Source organism: Thioalkalivibrio sp., assembly GCF_041690275.1.
In the GTDB taxonomy this organism is placed as follows: Bacteria; Pseudomonadota; Gammaproteobacteria; order Ectothiorhodospirales; family Ectothiorhodospiraceae; genus Thioalkalivibrio.
In genome coordinates this window covers 1-14,324 of record NZ_JAWLHP010000025.1, presented here as the reverse complement: position 1 = coordinate 14,324, position 14,324 = coordinate 1, and the positions used below count along the sequence as shown (strand labels likewise).

Annotated in this window: 16 protein-coding genes; 8 read left to right on the top strand and 8 right to left on the bottom strand. The window is 65.6% G+C overall.

Annotation, left to right across the window (positions count from 1 at the left end; translation table 11 throughout):
• Positions 1-40: 40 nt before the first annotated feature.
• From ACESMN_RS06515 to ACESMN_RS06505, 3 genes are read left to right on the top strand one after another with little or no spacing between them, the layout of a single operon-like run.
• On the top strand, positions 41-1,003 hold the full coding sequence (locus tag ACESMN_RS06515) for an NAD(P)-dependent oxidoreductase (protein WP_373052783.1): 963 nt from the start codon (positions 41-43) through the stop codon (positions 1,001-1,003).
• Positions 1,000-1,236 carry a SlyX family protein gene (locus ACESMN_RS06510; protein ID WP_373052782.1) on the top strand — a complete coding sequence of 79 codons (237 nt, stop codon included), beginning with the start codon at positions 1,000-1,002 and terminating at the stop codon, positions 1,234-1,236. Before ACESMN_RS06515 ends, ACESMN_RS06510 begins: the two co-directional genes overlap by 4 nt.
• Positions 1,237-1,252: 16 nt before the next feature.
• The gene (locus tag ACESMN_RS06505; protein ID WP_373052781.1) at positions 1,253-2,062 is read left to right on the top strand and encodes a class I SAM-dependent methyltransferase; all 810 of its coding nucleotides are present in this window, start codon (positions 1,253-1,255) and stop codon (positions 2,060-2,062) included.
• Positions 2,063-2,183: 121 nt separating this feature from the next.
• On the opposite strand, the gene ACESMN_RS06500 is transcribed toward ACESMN_RS06505, so the two are convergent.
• Positions 2,184-2,735 (bottom strand): ubiquinol-cytochrome C reductase, iron-sulfur subunit, encoded by a 552-nt coding sequence (locus ACESMN_RS06500; RefSeq protein WP_373052780.1) that lies wholly within the window; start codon positions 2,733-2,735, stop codon positions 2,184-2,186.
• An 85-nt stretch (positions 2,736-2,820) separates the two neighbouring features.
• On the opposite strand from ACESMN_RS06500, the gene ACESMN_RS06495 reads away from it, so the two are divergent.
• Positions 2,821-3,180 (top strand): hypothetical protein, encoded by a 360-nt coding sequence (locus tag ACESMN_RS06495; RefSeq protein WP_373052779.1) that lies wholly within the window; start codon positions 2,821-2,823, stop codon positions 3,178-3,180.
• 109 nt (positions 3,181-3,289) lie between these two features.
• Here the strand turns inward: ACESMN_RS06495 and ACESMN_RS06490 are convergent, their stop codons facing one another.
• From ACESMN_RS06490 to crcB, 5 genes are all read right to left on the bottom strand, one after another.
• A complete protein-coding gene (locus ACESMN_RS06490; protein ID WP_373052778.1) occupies positions 3,290-3,772 on the bottom strand; it encodes a YajQ family cyclic di-GMP-binding protein in 483 nt (160 codons plus the stop codon).
• 85 nt (positions 3,773-3,857) lie between these two features.
• Positions 3,858-4,217 (bottom strand): hypothetical protein, encoded by a 360-nt coding sequence (locus ACESMN_RS06485; protein ID WP_373052815.1) that lies wholly within the window; start codon positions 4,215-4,217, stop codon positions 3,858-3,860.
• Between the two features lie 70 nt (positions 4,218-4,287).
• The gene (locus tag ACESMN_RS06480) at positions 4,288-5,277 is read right to left on the bottom strand and encodes a thioredoxin family protein (protein ID WP_373052814.1); all 990 of its coding nucleotides are present in this window, start codon (positions 5,275-5,277) and stop codon (positions 4,288-4,290) included.
• A gap of 186 nt (positions 5,278-5,463) precedes the next feature.
• Entirely contained in the window at positions 5,464-6,750 is a 1,287-nt protein-coding gene (gene serS, locus ACESMN_RS06475; protein ID WP_373052777.1) for a serine--tRNA ligase, read from the bottom strand.
• Between the two features lie 85 nt (positions 6,751-6,835).
• A complete protein-coding gene (gene crcB, locus ACESMN_RS06470; protein WP_373052813.1) occupies positions 6,836-7,222 on the bottom strand; it encodes a fluoride efflux transporter CrcB in 387 nt (128 codons plus the stop codon).
• Positions 7,223-7,552: 330 nt separating this feature from the next.
• Between crcB and msbA the strand changes: the two genes are divergently transcribed.
• Both msbA and ACESMN_RS06460 read left to right on the top strand, forming a co-directional pair.
• Entirely contained in the window at positions 7,553-9,349 is a 1,797-nt protein-coding gene (gene msbA / locus ACESMN_RS06465; protein WP_373052776.1) for a lipid A export permease/ATP-binding protein MsbA, read from the top strand.
• 4 nt (positions 9,350-9,353) lie between these two features.
• Positions 9,354-10,289 carry a lipid A biosynthesis acyltransferase gene (locus tag ACESMN_RS06460; protein WP_373052775.1) on the top strand — a complete coding sequence of 312 codons (936 nt, stop codon included), beginning with the start codon at positions 9,354-9,356 and terminating at the stop codon, positions 10,287-10,289.
• 90 nt (positions 10,290-10,379) lie between these two features.
• On the opposite strand, the gene ACESMN_RS06455 is transcribed toward ACESMN_RS06460, so the two are convergent.
• Entirely contained in the window at positions 10,380-11,267 is an 888-nt protein-coding gene (locus ACESMN_RS06455; RefSeq protein ID WP_373052774.1) for a glycosyltransferase family 2 protein, read from the bottom strand.
• A 370-nt stretch (positions 11,268-11,637) separates the two neighbouring features.
• Between ACESMN_RS06455 and ACESMN_RS06450 the strand changes: the two genes are divergently transcribed.
• Both ACESMN_RS06450 and ACESMN_RS06445 read left to right on the top strand, forming a co-directional pair.
• The gene (locus ACESMN_RS06450) at positions 11,638-12,516 is read left to right on the top strand and encodes a glycosyltransferase family 2 protein (protein ID WP_373052773.1); all 879 of its coding nucleotides are present in this window, start codon (positions 11,638-11,640) and stop codon (positions 12,514-12,516) included.
• Positions 12,513-13,343 carry an FkbM family methyltransferase gene (locus ACESMN_RS06445; protein ID WP_373052772.1) on the top strand — a complete coding sequence of 277 codons (831 nt, stop codon included), beginning with the start codon at positions 12,513-12,515 and terminating at the stop codon, positions 13,341-13,343. Before ACESMN_RS06450 ends, ACESMN_RS06445 begins: the two co-directional genes overlap by 4 nt.
• A 193-nt stretch (positions 13,344-13,536) precedes the next feature.
• Here the strand turns inward: ACESMN_RS06445 and ACESMN_RS06440 are convergent.
• Positions 13,537-14,324, bottom strand: a 788-nt coding sequence (locus tag ACESMN_RS06440) for a hypothetical protein (protein WP_373052771.1), incomplete at its 5' end; no start/stop codon positions are given.

Sequence of the window (14,324 nt, the reverse complement as noted above, 5' to 3'; positions counted from 1 at the left end):
AGACCGCGGCCGCGCGGCAGGCAAGGGTCCGGACAAAGGCATGAAGGGCGTATTCCTCGACCTGAACACGGTGGATCGTGATGATCTGGACCTGGCCCCGTTGCGCGCGGCGCTGCCCGAGTGGGCATTCTTTCAGCGGACAGGGCCCGGCGAGATCGCGGAACGCATCCGGGACGCGGAGGTGGTGGTCACCAACAAGGTCCATCTGGGCGCCGGCTCGGTGGAGGCCGCACCAAGGCTGCAACTGATCTGCACGGCCGCCACCGGCACCAACAACATTGATCTCGCAGCCGCCGACGCCCGGGGCATCCCGGTCTGCAACGCCCGCAACTACGCGACCGACTCGGTGGTTCAGCACGTGTTCGGCCTGCTACTGACGCTGGTCACCCGCATGGACGCCTACCGCGCGGACATTCGTGCCGGGCGCTGGAGCGCCTCCGACCAGTTCTGCCTGCTGGACCACCCCATCCGCACGCTGGCCGGAATGCATCTGGGGATCGTGGGCTTCGGCGTGCTGGGACGGGCCACGGGCGCTATGGCGGAGGCCTTCGGCATGCGGGTGACGGTCGCGGGAAGCCTGCGGCCGGATGCCGCCGGGGGCGACGACCGACCGGCCCTCGACGAACTCCTCCCCGACCTCGACGTGCTGAGCCTGCACTGCCCTCTCACGGACCGTACCCGCGACCTGATCGACGCGCGCCGTCTCGCGCGGATGCCGCAGGGCGGCCTGCTGATCAACACTGCCCGCGGCGGCCTGGTCGAGCCCCGTGCGCTGGCCGACAGCCTGCGCACGGGGCACCTGGGCGGAGCCGGAATCGACGTGCTGGATCCCGAGCCGCCGCCTCCCGACCACCCGCTGCTCGCGCCCGACATTCCGAATCTCGTGCTGACACCGCACACCGCCTGGGCCGCCCGCAGTGCCCGCCAGGGCGTGCTGGACGAGGTGCGTGCGAACATCGCGGCCTTCCTTGCCGGCACACCGCGAAACGTCGTGACACCGTGAACGAAACCGGCTCCAGGCCCCCGGGCGAGCTGGAGGCGCGGGTCGAGGAACTCGAGATCCGGTTGGCACACCTGGAATATGCGCTGCAGAGCCAGGGCACGGAATTGCTGCACCTCCAGCAGACCAACAGCCTGCTGGCGCAGCAACTGCGCGAACTGGCGGAACGGCTGCGCGTGCTCGCGGATGCGCCCCCCGGCGATCCTGCGGCCGAACCCCCGCCTCCCCATTACTGACGGGCCCTGTGCGCCGGTGACCGAGCCCGTCGGCTTCCACGTCACGCCGGACTGTCCCCCCCGGTCGCGGCGGACGGCCGAGTCTCTCCTCGAGGGGGGACACATCACGGCCGGGGCCACTGGCCGATCCGACCTCGAGCTGATCTGCAGGGCCGACGGGCTGACGCTGGTCGCGCATCCGGCATCGGGCCCGGCGCTGGAGTTGCACATCGATCTCGTCGGCGGGGCCCGCGGATACCGCCATGCGCGCGCCGAACGCTCGCGGGAGGACCTCGTCCGGGCCCTCGGGCGCCTGCCGAGAGGCAGCCGGATCATCGACGCCTCGGCGGGGCTGGGCCGTGATGCGCTCGTGCTGGCCGCGCGTGGCTTCGAGGTCGTGGCCGTCGAGCGCAACCCCGTGCTCGCCGCGCTGCTTCGGGATGCGATGGAACGCGCCTCCAGCCACCGGGTTTTGCGCGCCTCACTTGATCGCCTGAGCCTGCAGCAGGCGGATGTCCGCGAGTGGCTTTCCCGTCACGAAGGGATCTTTGACGCAGCCGTGTTCGATCCGATGTTTCCGCCCCGACGCAAGGACGCCGAGGTCCGGAAGGAGATGCGCATCGTGCACCGGCTGCTCGGAGCGAATCCCGACCCGGATGCCCCGGAGACCCTGAAGGCGCTGCAGGGACGCGTCCGGCGCTGCGTGGTGGTAAAACGCCCGCTGCACGCGCCCGCGGTCGGTGGACTCCGACCGGCGCGCAGCCTGCGGGGTCGCAGTACGCGCTTCGATGTCTATCTGCCGAGCACCGTGGGAAGCCAGCCCCCCGGGCGACCCGGCAAAGGCTGAGACCCGGGGCCCGGCGCTCTTCCCGGCGCCTGATCGCCGGGGGCTCGCCCCCTGCGAGGGCGGTGTGGCAGGCCAGCCCTCCCGGGCGAGCCCGCGCCGGCGGAAGGCTCCCGGCGACGGTTCACTCGACGCCGAGCGTCAACCGGGTATCTTCCAGCCGATAGGGTGGGATCTCGAGATTGCGCATCGCCGGCTGGTTGCGGTAGACGCGCCCGGCAAAATCGTAGCGCCCGCCCCGGCAGCGATCGCGCAGGCCGCCCTCCCAGCCATCCGAGGCGTCCGGCGGCACAATCTCAAGGTCGCAGCCGAGATCGGTGCTCTCGGCGTAGACTACCAGCCACTGGCGGACCCAGCCGCGATGAGGCGCGGTCATGCCCCGCGGCCGCCGGTCGAATCGGGAGGTCGGGTCGTAGAGCGCCGCGTCCTCGGGCAGGGCTTCCAGCATGGAGGCTTCGCGATGCAGGATCAGGACCCGCCGGCCGTTCCAGTTCACGCGCTCGTGCTGTCCCGGTTCAATGCCCCGGAGATCGATCTCCAGCGGAAGGCGCACGTCACCGCCAGGCGGGGTGAACAGCGCCCGCAGCATCGCGAAGAGGAAGAGCAGCAGGGCCGCGAGGGCCATCAGTTTCAGTGCCACGCGCAGGCGCAGACGCAACAGGCTGTCCTGGGTCAAGGACGCTCGCCTCCTCTGATGGAATGCATGGGCAATCGACCTCGGGCATGGCGGCCCGTGGCCGGAGCGGGCTACAATTCGGCCCATGGATGCACGAAAAAGTTTCACCCGGGACCGCCGTTACGTCGGCGTCCACAATGACCTCCACGGCGGCATGACGCCGATCGGCGGCGTGATCAAGGATGCATGGGTCTTCGGTCTGATCCCCGAGACCGAAACCTGCGAGGGCTGGCAGCTCGCGCAGATCCAGATGCTACACGACCGAGTCGGCGCGGAATGGGACAAATACGGTCTGTTGGTGAGCCGCCTGCCCGCGGAACTGCGGGAGCGGCACGACCGCATTCACGCCGCCGCCATCGAACGCGCCCGCGAACTCGGCTGGGTTCCCGGTCTCGAAGTCGATAGCGAAATGACCGGCGGCGACGATCCAGTGCTGCCCCGCTGAATTCCCGGCCGACGCCCGAGGACGGGAGGAAAGAACCAGGAATATATGGATCTATCAGGATCCTGATCTCTTCCGTGTCCATCCGTGGCCATATTCGCAGCCTAACCGCTTAATCGCGGAAGTTGCTGTACTGCAACGGGCGGTCGAAGCTCTGCTGGCGCAGCAGGCTGATCACCGCCTGCAGATCGTCCCGCTTCTTCCCGGTGACCCGCACCTGGTCCCCCTGAAGGCTCGCCTGCACCTTGATCTTCGAGTCCTTGATCAGGCGCTGGATGCGCTTCGCCAGATCGGCATCGATGCCCTGGCGTATCAGGATCTCCTGCTTCACGCCGGTGCCGGCCTTGGTCACCTCCTGCGGGTCCATGCACTCCACGTCGATCCCCCGCTTCGCCAGCTTCATGCGCAGGATGTCGAGGATCTGCTCGACCTGGAATTCGGCGTCGCCCTTCACCAGGATCGTGGTATCGCTCAGCTCCACGGACGCCGACGTGCCCTTGAAGTCGAAGCGGTTGTCGATCTCGCGCCGGGTCTGATCGACCGCGTTGCGCAGTTCAGGGAGTTCGACCTCGGACACTACATCGAATGACGGCATTGGAACCTCCGGTCAGTGGCAGCCGCTCCGGTCTGCCGGTCGCGTCAGAAGAAGCGGCCGGGTGCCCGCCCCGGCCCGCATCGATTCAGGCCTTGGGCGGCCCCAGCGCGCGGAGATGTGCCTCCAGCTCGGCCATCACCTCCGTCGCACGGCCCTTCTCCATCGCGGCCTCGACACGCTTCAGCACCGGCAGGGCTTCCGCGCTACCGCGGAGGGGCATGCGCGCAAGCCCGAACGCGAGCCACCGGAACTGGCGGAAAAAGAGATAGCTCAGCGTTGCGACGATAATGGCCGCCCAGGAATTTCCGCTGAACCACACCCACAGCGCAACCCCGTAGCCTGCGAAGGTGGCCGCGAATATGCCGAGCGCAACGCGGTGAGTGCGGGCAATCAGCTCCTCGAACAGCTCCCGATGCTCGACCACGAATTCACGCTCGAAATGCACGGACACGCCCCAAGGATCGCCGATTGACGGGCGAGCAGTATACGCGAGGCACGCGCCTTCGCCGAACCGATCAGTTTGCCTCGGCGGCGCGCCAGCGTTCGAAGGTGGGGAACTCCTCGTAGCCGCGGGTCAGCACGAAGTCCATCACGTTGCGCAGACGGTTCAGGGCCACCACGGAGTCGATACGGATGATCTCGTTCCCGTTCTCATCAAAGAACACGAGGCTGGGGGCCCAGTGGATGCCCAGCGCCTCGCCCCATTCGCGGGCAGTGGTACGGTCGCCCTGCGGCGTGATCACCGGGGTCTTCGCGTCGAGATCCAGCTGCACGGCATCGAACAGGCTGATCCTGTCGCGCACCCCATCGTCACTCAGCGGTTCCGAGTGGAGCACATCGCAGGCGTGACAGGCCTGCCGCTCGAAGAACACGATCAGCGGGCGCTGTGCCGGAATCCGCGAGCGGTCCAGCATGTGCGGAGGACTCTGGAAAAACTCCTGGTAATTGATGTCATCCGTGTCGAACTTCGGCGGCGGATCCGCACGCGCAAGATACTCGCGGAAGCTGCCCTCCCGGTCGTGGCGGTCGATCACGAATTCCAGCGCCGCCCGAAACCGGTACGGCGGATAGTAGCCGCGTATGCGGTGGATCTCCTCGCCGTCGGCATCGAAGAAGCTGAAGGCCGGGGTGAAGTTCAGTCGCCGTTCCACCGCGAACTGGCGCTCGGTCATGCGCTCGCCATCCAGGGTGATCACCTCGCGGCTGCCCTGCACGTCGAGGGCGATCACGTCGAAGTGGTCCGAGAAATACTGCCGGATATCGGGCTGGGCGAGGTTGTTGTTGATCATCACCTCGCAGTAGGGGCAGTGATCCATGCCGAAGTAGATTGCGAGCCCCATCTTGCCGCGATCCACCGCCCGCTCGAGGTCTTCACGGAAATCGAGGAAGCTGAGCTGGAACCACTCGGGCGTGTGCAGCCCGATCTGACGCGGCGTGTCGTCGATCGCCGGCAGATCCCCGGCATCCGCCGACGCCGCGCTTGCCAGGGACAGCAACAGCAGCATGGCAAGGACCGTCGGCCACTTGGCCATCCCACTCCGAATTCCAGAACACATCTTCCGATCTTCCGCCATCTGTAACTGACACCCCCGCCAAACGCTTCTGCCGGAGGGCACCGGGCACCTCCGATAAGGGTAGACCGGCGAGGCTCGAGCATCCCGATGCAAGACGGCACGGCATCGCCAGTTACCCTACTCCGACGGCGGAACCAGGCGCTCGGTTCCGCCGACATAGGGCCTCAGCCGCTCCGGGATCACGATGCTGCCGTCAGCCTGCTGCCCGTTCTCCAGCAGCGCCACCAGGGTCCGTCCCACCGCGAGCCCCGAACCGTTCAGGGTGTGCACCAGTTCCGGCTTCGCCCCCGGTCCCGGACGGTAGCGGGCCTGAAGACGCCGGGCCTGAAAGTCGCTGAAGCTGGAACAGGACGAGATCTCCCGGTAGGCCTGTTGCCCCGGCAGCCACACCTCGATGTCATAGGTCCGGGTCGCGGAGAAACCCATGTCGCCGGTGCTCAGAAGCATCACGCGGTAGGGAAGCTCGAGCGCCTTCAGCACGGCCTCGGCGTCTGCGAGCAGGGCCTCCAGCGCCGTTTCCGATGCATCGGGACGCACGATCTGCACCAGTTCGACCTTCTCGAACTGATGCTGCCGGATCAGTCCGCGCACGTCCCGCCCATAGCTGCCGGCCTCGGAACGGAAACACGGGGTGTGGGCCACCATCTTCAGGGGCAGATCACCCGCGTCCAGGATCTGCTGCGCGACCAGATTCGTGACCGGGACCTCCGCCGTCGGGATCAGGCGGAACCCCTGCTCGCTCACCACGGTGAACAGATCGGCATCGAACTTCGGCAGTTGCCCGGTACCCAGCAGCGCACCCGGATTGACCAGGTAGGGCACATAGACCTCCTGGTAGCCGTGCTCGCGCGTATGCAGATCCAGCATGAACTGGATCAGTGCGCGCTGCAGACGCGCCATCTCTCCGCGCATCACCACGAACCGGGAACCAGCCATGCGGGCGGCCGCCTCGAAATCCAGCCAGCCGCCGGGAAGCCCGAGATCCACGTGGTCACGCGGCGGGAAGTCCGGCATGGCGGGCTCGCCAACCCGGCGGATCTCGACATTCGCCGTCTCGTCCGGCCCGACCGGCACGTGCGTGTGGGGCAGGTTCGGCACCTGCAACAGCAGATCCTCGAGCTCCGACTGGAGCTGCTGCAGCTCCTGCTCGCGGGCCTTCAGTTCCTCACCCAGCTGCCCGACCGCCGCCTTCAGCGGCGCGATGTCCTCGCCCCGCGCCTTCGCCTGCCCGATCGCCTTCGAGCGCGTGTTGCGTTCGCTCTGGAGTTCCTGGGTCCGGACCTGGAGCTCCTTGCGGCGGGCCTCGAGCTGCTCGAACCGCTCCCGTTCGAAGTCGAAGCCGCGGCGGGCCAGAGCGGTCACGACGGCATCGAGATCCTGCCGCAGAATTCGGATATCCAGCATGGGCAAAACCCGGTCATGAACCAAGACCGGGAAGTCTACGGTCGCCCCCCGAAAAGGTCCATCGCGCCAGCCGCGGGCCTCGCCCTCAGGGCATCCCGAGACTGGTCCGGGCGAGGTGGATGCCAGCCGCGGCGGCCAGCACGCAAACGCTCACGCTCGCGAGCACGTACAGCGTCGCACGCAGCAGGGCCCCATTCTGCGCGAGATTCACCACCTCCAGAGAGAAGGATGAGAAGGTCGTGAACCCGCCGAGCACGCCGACCATCAGCCCGAGACGCAGCGCAGGGCTCACGTCCCACCGCTCGATCAGCAGCACCGCCAGGAGGCCGATCAGAAAGGAACCGATCACGTTGATGCTCAAGGTTCCCCAGGGAAAGGCGCGGCCGAAACGCGCCGAGACCGCCTCGTTCATCGCGAAGCGCAGGACGGAACCGAGAGCGCCTCCAAGGGCGATCGCGAGGTAGGGCTGCATCCGCATCTGTCCATTGGCGTGGATCACTGGGTGCGTCCCCCGGGGAGCACGCGGCGGCCAGGGTGCAGCATACAACGGACGCAGCGCATGCTGAATCCGCCCGGACCCGTCGCGGGCGCGCAGGGCCATTGCGGGGCACTTCCGCCAGGAGATCGCCGCCACCGTAACAAGGTACAATTCCCGCCCGATGCCTGCCGCACAACTGTGGACCAGACGGAATCCGCCCCATTCCCGGGACGTGCACTTACAGTCCGAATTCGATAAACCCTTGATAAACAAAAACCGTCATTCCTTCGGTGCGCTCCGCCCGTCATCCTGCGAGACGCGGCCGTGACCACGACCACCAGGCAGGCCGCGGAGCTCCCGTTGCAGCGACCGCGTGATCGGGATTTCTGGCAGCTCTACCGGCGCATCCTCGAATACGTGCGGCCACACTGGCGCCTGGGACTGCTGGCCATCGCCTTCATGATCCTGGCCGGCGCGGCCCAGGCAGCGTTCGCCTGGATCGTGCAGCCGCTGGTCGACGGCACCTTCATCGAGCGGGACCCGGCCGCGCGCCGCTGGGTTCCGCTCGCACTGGTCGGCATCTTCCTGTTTCACGGGCTGACGATGTTTGCGTCCGACTACAGCGTCGCGTCGGTGGGCAAACGAGTCGTCCTTGCGATCCGCCAGGCCACGTTCGAGAAGTACCTGCGGCTCCCGACGGGCTATTTCGATTCCGCGTCGCCGGGCACGCTGCTGGCCAAGCTCACCTATAACGTGAACGCGATCGCCAGCGCGGCGTCCCAGGCGGTCGTGACCCTGGTGCGCGACAGCTTCGCGATCATCTTTCTCTTGGGCTACATGATCTACCTGAGTCCCTGGCTGACCTTCATCGCGCTGTCGCTGGGTCCCGCCATCTTCGCGGTGATCGGAATCGCAAACCGGCGGTTCCGCAAGACGGCCCGCCGCCTGCAGGACTCGGTGGGCCGGTTCGCACAGGTTGCCGAGGACGGCATCCGAGCCCACACGGAAATCAAGATCTTCGGCGCCGCCGATAATGAGGCGAGACGCTTCGGAGAGATCAACGAGAGGAACCGCCGCCACGAGATGAAGTACGTCGCCATCAAGGCGATCAGCCAGCCCATGGTGCAGTTGCTGGCAGTGATCGCGCTGGCCGCAGTACTGTTTCTCGCGACCTCGGACCGGGTGATGGCACACCTGACCCCGGGTGGGCTGCTGTCATTCGTCACCGCGATGCTGCTGGTGATGCCCTCGCTGAAGCGACTGGTCAACGTCAACTCCCAGATCCAGATGGCGCTGGCAGCGAGCGAGAGCATCTTCGAGATCCTTGATCATCCGTCGGAGCCCGATCAGGGAAGACGGCCGCTGGAACGTGCCAGAGGCGAGATCCGGTTCGAGGGCGTGACCTTTGGCTACGATCCGGAAAATCCGGTGCTGAAGGACATCGATCTGATCATCCACCCGGGCCAGACGGTGGCGCTGGTGGGGCGTTCAGGCAGCGGAAAGAGCACGCTGGTGCGGCTGCTGCCGAGGTTCTACGAGCCTCAGCGGGGCCGCATCCTCCTGGACGGACACCCCATCCAGGAATACCGCCTGGCCGATCTGCGGTCGCAGATCTCGCTGGTCAGCCAGCATATCGTGCTGTTCAACGACACGGTGGCCAACAACATCGGATACGGAGCCGCCGAACCGCCTTCGCCGGAACAACTGGAAAAGGCGGCCCGCGATGCGAATGCGCTGGATTTCATCAACACCCTGCCAGAGCGCTTCGACACGATGATCGGCGAAAATGGCGTGATGCTGTCGGGCGGACAGCGACAGCGGGTTGCGATTGCCCGCGCCCTGATCAAGGACGCGCCCCTGCTGATTCTCGACGAGGCGACCTCGGCCCTCGACTCCGAGTCCGAGAGACTGATACAGGAAGCGATGGAACACCTGATGCGGGGACGCACGACCCTGGTGATCGCGCATCGCCTTTCCACCATCCAGAATGCAGACCTGATCAGCGTCCTGGACCACGGGCAGATCGTGGAGAGCGGCAGCCACGGGGCGCTTCTGGAACTGGGCGCCATCTACGCTGACCTGTACGAACTTCACACTCGACGCGAGGCGGGAGGCGGCTGACCCGGTGGCAACCCCGCGCAATGGCCAACTCCGCCACCCGGGAAACTGGGGTCAGGGAATCGCGCTTGGTGTGCTCTGGCTGATCGCCCGGCTGCCATGGAGATGGGCAGTGGCACTCGGCACCGGCCTCGGCCGGGTCCTCTACCACGTGGCCCGGGACCGCCGTTACGTCGCGCGGCGCAACCTGGAGCTGTGTTTCCCGGAACTCACTGCCGAACAGCGGGAGCACTGGGTGAAGGAGAACTTCGGTTACACCGGCCGCGGGCTGGCTGAACTGGCCCTCGGGTGGTTCGGTGGACCGGCGATTGACCGGATTCCCTGCTCCTTCCAGGGCTTCGAACACCTGCAGGCCGCGCTCGAGGATGGGCAACCGGTGCTCCTGCTCTCGGGACACTTCTGCTGCGTCGAGCTCGCGGCACGGTTCTTCGGGCAGGATCACCAAATGGCTGCCATCTACAAGCCGATCAACAAGAAGCCTCTCTTCGACCAGGTCATGCGCAGGGCCCGCGAGCGCAACGCGGGGGCTGCGGTCGCGCGTAACGACATACGCGGCATGCTCCGGCACATGAAGTCGGGCGTACCCCTCTGGTATGCCGGCGACCAGCACGTGCGGGGCGCCGAGACGGTGTTTGCGCCATTCTTCGGTGTGCCTGTCGCGACCACCAACAGCCTCCCGCGTCTCGCGCAACTCGGCAAGGCCCGTGTGCTGCCGATCTTTTACCGCGTCGCAGCGGAGGGCGCCGGGTATCGGATCACCATCGGCCCGCCACTGGAAGACTACCCGTCGGGTGACCTTCTACAGGATGTGACAAGGATGAACGCGGTGGTTGAGTCGGCAGTCCGCGACTGTCCGACCCAGTACTTCTGGGTACACCGGCGGTTCAAAAGCCTGGCCACTGGCCAGGAGCCGTACCGGGAGACCGGTGAACGCAGACATTGAGTCGCCCCCGCACACCCCGCGGGTCCTTCTCGCATTGAACCAGGCATCATGGTTGATGCCGCCGACAGTGCTCCAGCCTCCGGCGCCCAGTCACTTGCTGGTTCGTCGCTCCTGCGCCTTCCGCATACCCCCGCGCAGGCGCGCTTCCACAGCGCCCGCGTACCGGCCCTTTGCCACATGACGAATTCGATAGACTCCAGCCACATTGAGGGGAAGACCCGGGGTATCCAGCAACCAGCGGAACACCCGATCCTCGTAGCACTTGGCGAATCGCTGCACCGGCTCCTGCAGGACCGGAATATCACGACAATACCCAAGCGCGCGCGCGACATCGCCGTGGGTGATCTGTACCGGGCCGGTCGCGCGCGAAAGCTCTCGCTCGGTAAACCGCTCGGCATCCATGGTCCGCAGGGACCATCGCGACCCCGGCCTGAGCATCGGATCATCTTCGGCCAGCAATGTCGTGACCCGCTCGGACCGAGGAAACACAAGCGGATCGCGCCGGCCCTGCAGGGCCTCGACCAGGCTATCCAGACAGCCGGGACCAAACACCACATCACAGTCGGTGAACCAGACCCAATCCGCGTCACTCTGCAGAGCGGCGCGGTTACGTCCAATGCTGCGGCGAAAAAGGTATGAAGGCGGGAGCTCCTGCCAGTTCCAGCGCACACCGGGAACCCCGTGTCCACCGATAAAATCCAGCAAGTCCCGTGTCGCGGCGTCTTCACTGGCGTAGAAGACCGTCATCGTGATTTCTGCGTGCTCAGGCGGGTCCAGGACCAGCGAACTGAGCTGGTAGACCAGCAAGTGGCTGTACTTCCAGCAATGGCTCACGACCTCGATACGGAGCGGTCCGGTCCGGGCGTGCCGGGTGGGTTCAGGCGGCACACTCCGCAATAGCCACCGCTTCGGCAGCCAGCCGCTGGCGGCGAAGCGCCAGAAGTGCACCCGTGATGCATCGAAGAGATCCTTCAGCATTTTGCGCTACCCAACCAGGGTTCTCCTTCACGGCACTCCCGTGACAGTCTGCCAGAGACATCGGCGCGACCACGGAACCTGGTGCCCGATTCCGTACACGACCGCCCATGAATCTTCAGCAGCGCCATGCCTGAGCATCTGGCGCGCCCGGAAATCCACCCTCGGTCAGCGCGGAATCATTGGATCATTCCCGATCCTACCGACCCATAAACCAGGACACCAGCACCGCCCATCCGCCTGCTCGAACACCGCCACAGTGTCGTGCACGCAGGGCTGTCATGCGATAATGCGTGATATTTCTCGCCAAAAACGCCGGGAGAGCGGCTGTAGCCTTCCGAACGCCAGCCGGGCTGTCAACTCACGAGTCTGCATGAAGATTTCGGTCATCCTCACCACCTACAACGCCACCGCTTGGCTGGAGAAGGTGCTGTGGGGCTACGCGGCCCAGCACTTCACTGACTTCGAACTCGTGATCGCGGATGACGGGTCCAGCAAAGACACCCTCGACCTCATCGACCGGCTCCGCGGCGAGCTGGCACTGGACATCCAGCACGTGTGGCAGCCGGACCGGGGCTTCCGGAAGTGCCGCATCCTGAACAAGGCCATCCTGAACGCACGTTACGAATACCTGGTTTTCAGCGATGGCGACTGCATCCCGCGCCAGGACTTTCTCGCGGTGCACGCCGCGCGCGCGCAGCGGGGTACCTATCTGTCTGGAAGCTACTACAAGCTGCCGATGAAAACGAGCGAGGCAATCCGACGCGAGCACATCGAGTCCGGCCGGTGTTTTGACCGGACCTGGCTGATGGCGCACGGCCTGCCGCGATCCAGCAGACAATGGAAGCTTAGCGCCTCGCCAGGAATGGCCCGCTGGCTCAACCGTCTCGACCCCACCCGATGCAACTTCAAGGGATCCAATGGCTCCGCCTGGCTGCAGGACGTGATGGCGATCAACGGCTTCAACGAGGATATGCACTACGGCGGACTCGACCGAGAGTTCGGCGTGCGACTGGCCAACCTGGGCATCAAGCCGGTTCCGGTCCGCTACGACGCCATCGTGCTGCATCTCGATCATCCACGCGGCTACCGGGATCCGAATCAGATGGCGGCCAATAAGGAACTTCGGCTGGACATGCAGCGCCGGGGTCGCACCCGCACCACCCACGGCATCGCGGAGTTACTGACCGAGGGCTACCCGGTCGCCGACGTTGCCGCTGCGCGGCGGCATCTGGCGCTTCTCCAGCAATGAAGAAGGACATCCAGCTACAGCCTGATTTGCCATTTGGCCACTTCGCGCCAACCGGCATCCGCGCTGTCATGCTCCGCCTTTGTCACCGTCTGCCGGCGACAATGCCCGGAGGGAGATCGCTCAACAAATTACTGCGCTCGCCACTCAAACACGGACAATTGCGCCAGTTCGACGTCACGTACAAGGGCTTGAAGCTTCGCCTCCGAACCCGCGGCAACTACTGCGAACTTCGCCAACTCTTCGCCCCGCAATATTACGATGTCGAGGAAATCGACTGGCTGTGTGCGGAACTTGCCGAGGGCGGCTGCTTTGTGGATATCGGGGGAAACATCGGGCTTTACAGTCTCCACGTCGGCCATCGTTGCGGACCGAGATCCCGAATCATCGCCGTGGAGCCGGAACCAGGACTCACCGAACGCATGCAGTTCAATGCACGCAACAACGGCATCCAGATCGAGTTGGCTGTCCGCGCACTCAGCGACTATTCGGGCGTGGGCACATTGCATTCTGGTGGGCATCAGAGTGGCGAAAACACCCTGATTCCTGGTGCAAACGGCGTCACTGTGCCCGTCACCACGCTTCTGGAGCTCTGTGACGAACTGGGAATCAAAGACATACGCGCGCTGAAGATCGACATCGAAGGGCATGAAGAACGGGTCCTGGCCTCATTCTTCGACCAAGCGCCGCGAAGCCTGTGGCCGCAGGCCATTGTGATCGAGCACACAACCCATGCCAACCGGATTATCCAACGTCTTGAGCGTGATCTTGGATATACGCAGGTGGGGCGGACCCGCCGTAACATGCTGCTGCGGCTTGGCAAACAATAATCACATTCCAGCCACTTCACCCGCAAAGGGCAATCGGTCTCAGACCGGGAACCCTAGGCTTGGCCAATGCCGCCATTGGGCCCAACCCGAAGAATCGGATTTCAGGATTACTGGTGTCGCGGGAGGTGGACGGCGAGAGCATCCAGCAGCCGTTCCCAAGCAGCTGCGCCGCCGTACCGTGCAGACTGGCTGCTCAGCGCTTGCCTCCTGCAAGGCACCGTTTCAGGAACAGCTCGCCGCGGTTGAGGTGCTTGAGCAGACTTGCGCCCTGCAGCGGGTCGTAGACCCAGGGCTTGTCGAGCTCGCCGTCCGCGATGGTCAGGAAGTCTTCGGCGACCGGCAGCAGTGGCGCCGGCGCATGCCGCAGGCGCTCCACCACTGCTGGATCGAGGTCACGGAACGGATGAAAACCGCAGCGGCGCCGGCGCTCGGCCCAGCGCAGCGCCAGCGTCTTGGTCTTGCCGCGATAGGCGGGTCCATTGGGCAGCCACATCAGAAAGGGGCAGCGCAGATACCCCATTGGCCCGAAATGCATGGCCGCCTGGGCACTGTTGGCCGGCTCGCCAATCCGAAAGCGCCAGCCCGCTGCCCGCAACCGGTCGGCGCGGGACAGGCAGATATCCGAATAGTGCACGCCTGCGCTCCGTCGGCTCGGGCGCGGAAAGAAAAGCTGGAGCCGCGCATCGTAGCCAAAGTCGATGCGCCGTCGGCCCCGGCGGGAGATGCCGCGGATGAAGGCAGGCGAGAGGAACCCGAGTTCCGGCCGAGCTGCAAAGCAGGCGGCGATCGTGCGGTAGTCCTCGTCGCTCAGGGCGCGCACCATCTGGGTATCGTCCTGGGTGAAGCAGACGAACTCGTTATCGGCCGCTGACTCCAGCGCCGCCTGCATATTGCCGTACAGCCCGCCGAGCTTGTGGCGGGTCGTCTCCCCGGCGCGCACCACTCGATGGCGGACCGCAATATCCTCGAGCACGACGCAAG

What these genes read in the sequence shown, in the direction of transcription:
- serS (WP_373052777.1), bottom strand. Translation starts at nt 6,750, where the DNA reads ATGCTGGATATCCGAATTCTGCGGCAGGATCTCGATGCCGTCGTGACC.
- ACESMN_RS06445 (WP_373052772.1), top strand. Translation starts at nt 12,513, where the DNA reads ATGAAGAAGGACATCCAGCTACAGCCTGATTTGCCATTTGGCCACTTC.
- ACESMN_RS06515 (WP_373052783.1), top strand. Translation starts at nt 41, where the DNA reads ATGAAGGGCGTATTCCTCGACCTGAACACGGTGGATCGTGATGATCTG.
- ACESMN_RS06495 (WP_373052779.1), top strand. Translation starts at nt 2,821, where the DNA reads ATGGATGCACGAAAAAGTTTCACCCGGGACCGCCGTTACGTCGGCGTC.
- crcB (WP_373052813.1), bottom strand. Translation starts at nt 7,222, where the DNA reads ATGCAGCCCTACCTCGCGATCGCCCTTGGAGGCGCTCTCGGTTCCGTC.
- ACESMN_RS06455 (WP_373052774.1), bottom strand. Translation starts at nt 11,267, where the DNA reads ATGCTGAAGGATCTCTTCGATGCATCACGGGTGCACTTCTGGCGCTTC.
- ACESMN_RS06450 (WP_373052773.1), top strand. Translation starts at nt 11,638, where the DNA reads ATGAAGATTTCGGTCATCCTCACCACCTACAACGCCACCGCTTGGCTG.
- ACESMN_RS06490 (WP_373052778.1), bottom strand. Translation starts at nt 3,772, where the DNA reads ATGCCGTCATTCGATGTAGTGTCCGAGGTCGAACTCCCTGAACTGCGC.
- ACESMN_RS06480 (WP_373052814.1), bottom strand. Translation starts at nt 5,277, where the DNA reads ATGCTGCTGTTGCTGTCCCTGGCAAGCGCGGCGTCGGCGGATGCCGGG.